Here is a 7,804-nt window from a genome sequence, read left to right on the forward strand (position 1 = left end):
TATTTTGCAACTGACTAACAGATAAACGATGGCTATGTTACCTGCCGCATTTTCCCTGCTGAGCGATTACACCGAAGACTACGCTTGGTTCCCGGATTCCGCGTCGACGTTCGCCGCGGACTCGGATTGGCTTTATTACGCCATTACCGCCGTCTGTATCTTCTTTTTCATCCCGATCTCGATCTGCCTGTTCTACTTTGCAGCAAAGTACCGCAAGGCCAAGGGTGAGAAAGCGGAAAGCCAAGTTTCGCATAACACTCCGATCGAATTGCTTTGGTCGATTGGCCCTTCAATCTTCATGGTCGGCATGTTTGTGATGGGAGCCCGTGCCTATTTGGACATGCGAACGATTCCCGAGGGAGCCAACGAGATTGGCGTGCAATCCTCGAAATGGAGTTGGTCGATGGATTACGGCCGCGGCACCTACCATCCCGAACTGCACTTGTTGGTCAACGAACCGGTCAAATTGACGATGCAAAGCAGTGATGTCATTCACAGCTTGTACATCCCAGCGTTCCGAGCCAAGAAAGACGTCGTTCCCGGTCGTTACAACTACATGTGGTTCCACCCCACTAAGGTGACTGAAAAGGTTAGCGACGAAGAACTCGCGAACGCGACCAAGATTACCGAAGAGAGTGCCACAGCGTGGGACTACGACAAATGGCAATTTACCCCCGATGGCTACCGGTTCTACGACCTGTACTGTGCCGAATATTGCGGCCAAGACCATTCGCAAATGCAAACCGTTGTTGTGGTTCACGAAACACGTGAAGACCTCGACGCTTGGATCAAAAAATACAGCAGTCGCGGCAGCGACACACTCGAAGCGTACGGCGAGAAATTGTATGCCCGCCGCGGATGCATCGGCTGTCACACGACCAATGGAACCAGCGGAACAGGGCCGACCTACAAAGACGCGTTTGGTACGACCCGCCAATTGGCCAACGGCGAGAAGGTGACGATGGACGAAAATTACGTCCGCGAGTCGATCCTGGTACCAAAAGCGAAGGTCGTCGCCGGTTTCCAACCTGTGATGCCGAGCTACAAAGGACAACTGAGCGACGACGATCTGGATTCGCTGGTGGCGTACATCAAGTCGCTTTCGGCGAACGCAGAAACGACTTCGGAGGCGGATGCAGAGGCAACCCCAGAAGAAAACGCAGAGTAGTAGTACCGGTCACGGTGAACGGGCGATTTACCTCAAGTCTTTTGCAGATTGAGAAAAACGTCCTTGAGCCGGCTGGATGCAAGCTTCAGAATGAAGCCGTGAAACCAAACCATTTGAAATAACGACCGACGTTTGTCGGCTCAACGATAGAAGATTGACGCATTTCCTGCGTTCGACGAGGTAATTGAGATGTCTGCTGGAACCGTTCGCGACCCTGGGTTTCCCACCGAGCGAGAAAACTATCTGACGAATTCCAAGGGAATTCTAAGTTGGATGTTCACGCTGGACCACAAACGAATTGGCGTGATGTACTTGATCGGCGTCTCGATCTCGTTCGCGCTCGGTGGTCTGCTAGCGCTGGCAATCCGCTTGCACTTGATGGATCCCGATGGGTGGATGTTCCGTGGAGCAGATGCCAACAATATCTACAACCAAGTGTTCACGCTGCACGGCGCGATCATGGTGTTCTTGTTCATCATCCCAAGTATCCCGGGGGCGCTGGGGAACTTCCTTGTTCCGGTGATGCTGGGGGCCAAGGACGTCGCCTTTCCCAGGTTGAACCTAAGTAGTTTTTACTTGTGGGTGTTTGGCGCCGTGTTCTTCGTCATGGCTTTGCTGTCAAGCGGTTTGGATACCGGTTGGACGTTTTACACTCCTTACAGCACGACGACGGACACCTCGGTCATCATGGCCACGATGGGGGCGTTCATTCTTGGGTTTAGCTCGATCTTTACCGGTTTGAACTTCATCGTCACGATCAACACGATGCGTCCGCCGGGGATGACTTGGTTCCGCATGCCGTTGTTCCTGTGGGCGACCTATGCGACCAGTATCATCCAAGTTTTGGCAACACCGGTCCTTGGGATCACGTTGCTGCTGCTGATTGCCGAACGAACGATGCAAATCGGGATTTTCAATCCTGAATTCAATGGCGACCCCGTGACTTACCAGCACTTTTTCTGGTTCTACAGTCACCCCGCGGTATACATCATGATTTTGCCTGCCTTCGGGATCATCAGCGAAATCATCAGCGTTCACAGCCATAAACACATCTTCGGCTATCGCTTCATCGCCTACTCGTCCATCGCGATTGCATTGCTGGGCTTCCTGGTTTGGGGACACCACATGTTCACCGCAGGAATGAGCTCGCTGACCACGATCGTGTTCAGTGCGTTGACCTTTACCGTTTCGATTCCATCGGCGATCAAGGTCTTCAACTGGTTGGCCACGATGTACAAAGGGTCGATTAGTTTGACCAGCCCGATGTGCTACGGCATCTCGTTCATCTTCTTGTTCACGATAGGTGGTTTGACCGGGCTGCACCTGGGAACGTTGGCGACCGACCAACACTTGCACGACACCTACTTTGTGGTCGCTCACTTTCACTACGTGATGGTGGGTGGAACCTTGGTTGCGTTTCTTGGTGGTGTGTTCCACTGGTGGCCCAAATTGTTTGGCAAGATGTTCAACGAAACCGGCGGCCGAATTTCGGCAGTGCTTGTGTTCCTCGGCTTCAACTTGACCTTCTTGCCCCAATTCGTACTCGGTAGCCGCGGCATGCCACGACGCTATGCGACGTACGATCCCGAATTTGCTTTCCTGCATCAAATGAGTACCTATGGTGCATTGCTGTTGGGATTCGGCATTTTGGTCGCGTTCATCACCTTGATGCATTCGCTGTTCCGCGGCAAACGAGCTCCTGCGAACCCTTGGGGCGGTGCGACTTTGGAATGGAACTGCACCAGCCCTCCGCCGTTCTATAACTTTGAACGTGCTCCGGTTGTGGGCGACCCCTACGATTTCCACGACATCGAGTGGCAAGAATCGGACGAACGATACGTGACGGTTCAACCCGAACGCAAATTGGCCCCTGAGGCGGACCCATCGAAATCACCCGCTCACGCTAGCCACAAGCACTAGTCGTTAGTCATTAACGATTGATGTATCGCGGCAGTCCCCATGTCGGCTGCCGCTGCCCTTGACACTTTCAACCTTTTTCCTGCTTCCAATCTTCATGTCCACTCTCGAAGCTGATTCCGCGACTGACGCTCACGGCGCTCATGATCATGACCACGATCACCCGTCGTATTTGGCGCATCATTTTGACACTCCCGAACAACAGTTCGACAGTGGCAAGCTTGGCATTTGGATCTTCCTTGTTACCGAAGTGCTGTTCTTTGGTGGCATGTTTTGTGCCTACGCGATCTTTCGCATGTTGCGGCCCGAGGTGTTCGAAGGTTGCAGCCAATTCCTTAACACCAAGCTTGGTGCGATCAACACCGGCGTGCTGCTATTCAGCTCGTTGACGATGGCATGGGCAGTGCGATGTTCGCAAACCGAAAACCACAAAGGTTTGACTGCGTTGATCGCCACCACATTGTCGTGTGCGATGGTCTTCTTGGGCGTCAAAGCCATCGAATACTCGCACAAGTTCCACATGGGACTACTGCCCGCAGGATTATTCAGCTACGACCCCGCTCACCCGCACCACGAGGGCGGTCCAAACTACTTGGCTTGGATCTGTGCTCCGTTTGCCATCGCACTGATCGGAGTGGTCATTTGGTACGTGGTTTCAAAAGTCCGCGACAAGCAATTCCAAGCCGCGGTCGCGTTGCCGTTGATCGTCGTTTGTGCCAGCTTCTTTGGTGGCGTCGGTCTGGGCACGATCCTGGAAAGCGGAGATTCGACGGAAGCACACGCCAGCGAAACCGGTGACCACGCTGGCGAAAGCCATGTCGCGGCCGATGGTCACGACCATGCCGATCACGCTGACGAAGCGGATCACGCCGAAGGGGAATCGCTTGCGACGCTTGAAAACGAGATCAGTGGAGCCGATTACGGAGTCCGCGAACGTTTGGCCACCGACGCGACCAACACGGGGATTCAAAACGAGTTGTCAGCGATCGAGCGTCAATCGGCCATGGCCAGCGGTTCTGCGATCGTCGGACAATACGAGATCGATGCGACCATTGATTCGGTCCCAAGCGAATTCTTGACCCCGAGCCGAGCCGGTGTCTTCTTTAGCATCTACTACTGTATGACCGGGGTTCACGCGATCCACATTTTGGCCGGTATCGGCGTATTGGTTTGGTTGTTGGTACGATCGATTCGCCAAGACTTCAACCACAATTACTTTGGCCCAGTCGATTACGTCGGTCTGTATTGGCACTTGGTCGACTTGATTTGGATCTACCTGTTCCCGTTGTTGTACTTGATTCGCTAACGCGATTCTCGATGAATTGAAACGCTCTGGCATCGCAATGAATCGCGGTCGCCAGTGCCCCTATGCCTTGTTGGCTCGACGACTCACACAACCTTTCGATTGACTCAATTATGTCCGCTCACAATTCCGCATCTTCCGACCACGGCTCCGGTGAACATCGTGAAGGGTACGATTTCGCTCACCCCTTGCCGCTGCCGATCCTGTTTGGCGTCTTCGCCGCGCTTGTCTTTTTGACGATCGTGACGGTTGCCCAAGCCAGTTTTGATCTCGGTGGTCTTGATGTGGTGATTGTGATGGCGATTGCCACGGTCAAAGCAACGCTTGTGGTGCTGTTCTTTATGCACGTGTTGTATGACAAACCATTCAATGCGGTGGTGTTCATCTCGTCGTTTGTGTTTTTGGCGATCTTTATCATCGCAACACTCAGCGACAGTCGATTGACTTCGGACGACACCATTTTGGTGGATGACGCCGTCGTAACCACCTCCGATTCCTAAGATCGGATTTGTTGCGATGTAGGCCGAAACGCAGCGAAGTTTCGGCATGGCGGTGGTTGATGAATTCACCCTCGCCCTGAAAACGTGCCGGATCTGCATCGCGACCGCGATTGGATCCGGGCTTATCGTCTTCTTAAATTGGCTGCAACGCGTCGCTGTAGGCGCCGCCGATGCTCAGTGCGATCCGCAGGATCAAAAACACTAACATCGCCATCGTGCTGAGCCACACGATGCCGGTCGCCAATCCTGCCAGCGTCCCGACCGCCCGCTTGGCTTTCTCGTCATACTCTTGAGCAAGCATGTCAATCGATTCGGCATCGGTGCCCGACAGCTCTGAGATCTCGACGCGGGTGATAAATTCATCGGGAAACAACCGCGTTGCCTTCAAGGCTCCCGACAGTGAATCGCCGCCGAGGATCGCCTCTTCGGCGTCCTTGCCGACACTTTTGTAGTAGTCGCTGTCGGTGCTATCGAGTGCAAGGTAGATCGATCGAATGGGGTCGAGCCCCGCATCCAAGCTGAGCGACAGCGTCCAACAAAACCTCGACAACGTGATTGTCTGCAGTGCCGGTCCAAATACGGGCACCATATAAAGTAGCGGGATCAGGTTTTGAACCCCACCAACGTTTCGCATGAATGCCCAAATCGACGCTGCAATTAATAATGAAAAGACAAACAGGATGCCCCAAAGTTTCAACACGCCGGGGGTACCGACCAGTCCGAAGCCGAGCATGTCGGCCATATTGAATTGGCCCATCAACCAGATGAACAACGAAATCACCAACACAGCAACGATCATTTGAATCGCGGGCCAGGCGAGCGAGCTGATGAATTTCTGACGCAGTGCCAAGCGGTGTTTGTAGTGTTCGGCGAGTGACAGCAGAGCGCGTTCAAGTCGCCCCGTGGCTTCGCCCACGCGAACCATCGAAATCAGCAGCGGTGGAAAAAACGGCTCCTCGCGTTTCATCGACTCACTCAGCAGCTCGCCTTTTTTGGCCGCCTCGCGGATCGACACCATCGCTGCGCGTTGCCGTGGCGATCCATAGCCCGCCTCACTTTGCAGCATCGCTAGCAAATCGGCCCCTGCCTTGATGCCGGTTCCAAATCGATAGCAAAAGCCTGAGGCGGCGGACAGCTTCATTCGGCGGGAAAACACAGGACAACGGCCTCTAAGAATCGCAGCAGGTCAACACAATCCAATCTTGACTGCCTATTGTGCCTTGTCGCGCGACCGAAAAGTAGTCAGCACCGCCAATTCGGCCGCTGACAGCAAAAAAAGACTCGCTTTTTCGCAGCGTGATGCGGCCCCAAAGCGATCGTGTTGGATCATGCGGCTGGATTCATCGATTCACGCGATTGACGCAGTCGCTGCTGGTACTCGGACATCGATTCTTCGAGTTGGCGAAGCTGTTCGGCCGCGGTTTGTGCGAGATCGATGAAAATCGTCTTCCGTTTGCCGATCATACACCACGAGGGTTCTTGGCCATCGAGCAATTCGGTGCGGACGTGAAACCCAAGATCGCGTGCTTGTTGGGTGCGACGACGTAGCCGCTGGACCACGTTCTCGTCAGCCATTTTTAAATCACTTGCTTGATTTCGCATCGGTCGATCCATCACACACAGTACGCAGGCGGCGGGGCTAAAGTGGCATCGCGAAAACGGCGAGCCAATGAAGACAGTTTGCCTAGTCGGAATCCTTTCGCAGCCGAACCTACCCACCGGACCGGTCGACTCGGCGAGCGTGGCAAACTATGCAGGTACGATCATACGAGGTGTAGCGAATCAACGGGCTTCGACGATAGATCAATTACTGTCGCCGTCGCCCGCGTGTCGCCTGATTCACCACCGCGGCGGTGACGATGAACCGGCCGCTCACGCTCGCATGAAACCGTATCATTATGTCATCATCCCCACTGCCATCTCGCAACGACGCTCAAGCGGAAATCCAGTACCTCCGAGCGGAGATGCGGAAATTGCAAAGCTTGGCTTCGCTTGGGGAACTGATGAGCACGGCGACCCATGAATTCAACAACGTGTTGATGACGGTGATCAATTACTCAAAACTTGGCATTCGCAATCGCGACGATGCCAGCCGCGACAAGGCGCTTTCGAAAATCCTCGAAGCATCTGAACGCGCTGCCAAGATCACCAACACCATTTTGGCCCAGGCTCGTAATCGCAGCGAATCGATGGAGCCAACGGACTTGGCCAGCATCATCAACGATTCCTTAGTGCTGCTCGAACGTGAGATGCGAAAGTACCGCATCAGCATCGAAACCGAAATTGACGATTCGACTCCGAAGGCTTTTGCAAGCGGCAACCAGATTCAACGCGTGCTGTTGAACCTGCTGATCAACGCACGGCAAGCGATGCCCGAAGGGGGCACCATCCTCGTCAAACTAGCTCGCTCGACTCAGGACGAGTGGGTGGAAATGACGATCCGCGACAGTGGTTGTGGAATCCCCAAAAACGAATTGCCTCATATCTTTGATTCCTTTTTCACGACCAAATCGGGGCCGGATGAATCAGGAAAAGGGGGCACCGGTTTAGGCTTGGCTGCGTGCAAAGAAATCATCGACACTCACAAAGGCCGCATCCGTGTGGAAAGCACCGTCGGTCGCGGAACTGCGTTTGTGATTCGGTTGCCGATCGCCAACGGCCAACAAGCCGCCGCCTAACCGTGCGATAGGCCTGCAGGCCTGTTTTTAGTGTGTCCCCACCCTCGAAGGTCGCGAAACTCGTCAAGCGTTTCGGAGGGGCATGTGTCGACCGATCGAAAGTCTTGGCGTCGTGTTGATTTAAGCGAAATGCAAATCTCAGCGGTGAGCCGTGGGCCGTAAGGCACCGGGTCGTGCGTGGGACCCGGCCGCTGACGCGTCGCGGCTCATTAAATCAATAAGCCGTGAGTGAGTTTCG

7 protein-coding genes are annotated in these 7,804 nt (G+C 54.2%); 5 read left to right on the plus strand and 2 right to left on the minus strand.

The window, feature by feature from the left end; genetic code table 11:
• Positions 1–28: 28 nt before the first annotated feature.
• The 4 genes from ABEA92_RS29505 to ABEA92_RS29520 all read left to right on the plus strand — a co-directional run bounded on the left by ABEA92_RS29505 (position 29) and on the right by ABEA92_RS29520 (position 4,888).
• Entirely contained in the window at positions 29–1,168 is a 1,140-nt protein-coding gene (locus ABEA92_RS29505; RefSeq protein WP_345689150.1) for a cytochrome c oxidase subunit II, read from the plus strand.
• A gap of 189 nt (positions 1,169–1,357) precedes the next feature.
• Positions 1,358–3,088 (plus strand): cytochrome c oxidase subunit I, encoded by a 1,731-nt coding sequence (locus ABEA92_RS29510; protein ID WP_345689152.1) that lies wholly within the window; start codon positions 1,358–1,360, stop codon positions 3,086–3,088.
• Positions 3,089–3,182: 94 nt separating this feature from the next.
• Complete coding sequence (locus ABEA92_RS29515; protein WP_345689154.1) at positions 3,183–4,391, plus strand: cytochrome c oxidase subunit 3; 1,209 nt, start codon at positions 3,183–3,185, stop codon at positions 4,389–4,391.
• 110 nt (positions 4,392–4,501) lie between these two features.
• The gene (locus ABEA92_RS29520; protein WP_345689156.1) at positions 4,502–4,888 is read left to right on the plus strand and encodes a cytochrome C oxidase subunit IV family protein; all 387 of its coding nucleotides are present in this window, start codon (positions 4,502–4,504) and stop codon (positions 4,886–4,888) included.
• 133 nt (positions 4,889–5,021) lie between these two features.
• On the opposite strand, the gene ABEA92_RS29525 is transcribed toward ABEA92_RS29520, so the two are convergent.
• Both ABEA92_RS29525 and ABEA92_RS29530 read right to left on the minus strand, forming a co-directional pair.
• Complete coding sequence (locus ABEA92_RS29525; protein WP_345689158.1) at positions 5,022–6,029, minus strand: type II secretion system F family protein; 1,008 nt, start codon at positions 6,027–6,029, stop codon at positions 5,022–5,024.
• A 185-nt stretch (positions 6,030–6,214) separates the two neighbouring features.
• A complete protein-coding gene (locus ABEA92_RS29530) occupies positions 6,215–6,490 on the minus strand; it encodes a hypothetical protein (protein WP_345689159.1) in 276 nt (91 codons plus the stop codon).
• Between the two features lie 296 nt (positions 6,491–6,786).
• Between ABEA92_RS29530 and ABEA92_RS29535 the strand changes: the two genes are divergently transcribed.
• Positions 6,787–7,566 carry a sensor histidine kinase gene (locus ABEA92_RS29535; RefSeq protein ID WP_345689161.1) on the plus strand — a complete coding sequence of 260 codons (780 nt, stop codon included), beginning with the start codon at positions 6,787–6,789 and terminating at the stop codon, positions 7,564–7,566.
• Positions 7,567–7,804 lie beyond the last annotated feature (238 nt).

Source organism: Novipirellula caenicola (assembly GCF_039545035.1).
GTDB classification, from domain to species: Bacteria; Planctomycetota; Planctomycetia; order Pirellulales; family Pirellulaceae; genus Novipirellula; species Novipirellula caenicola.

Excerpts from the sequence above, each read along its gene's own strand:
- ABEA92_RS29505 (WP_345689150.1), top strand. The coding sequence starts at position 29 with ATGGCTATGTTACCTGCCGCATTTTCCCTGCTGAGCGATTACACCGAA.
- ABEA92_RS29530 (WP_345689159.1), bottom strand. The coding sequence starts at position 6,490 with ATGCGAAATCAAGCAAGTGATTTAAAAATGGCTGACGAGAACGTGGTC.
- ABEA92_RS29510 (WP_345689152.1), top strand. The coding sequence starts at position 1,358 with ATGTCTGCTGGAACCGTTCGCGACCCTGGGTTTCCCACCGAGCGAGAA.
- ABEA92_RS29515 (WP_345689154.1), top strand. The coding sequence starts at position 3,183 with ATGTCCACTCTCGAAGCTGATTCCGCGACTGACGCTCACGGCGCTCAT.
- ABEA92_RS29520 (WP_345689156.1), top strand. The coding sequence starts at position 4,502 with ATGTCCGCTCACAATTCCGCATCTTCCGACCACGGCTCCGGTGAACAT.
- ABEA92_RS29535 (WP_345689161.1), top strand. The coding sequence starts at position 6,787 with ATGTCATCATCCCCACTGCCATCTCGCAACGACGCTCAAGCGGAAATC.
- ABEA92_RS29525 (WP_345689158.1), bottom strand. The coding sequence starts at position 6,029 with ATGAAGCTGTCCGCCGCCTCAGGCTTTTGCTATCGATTTGGAACCGGC.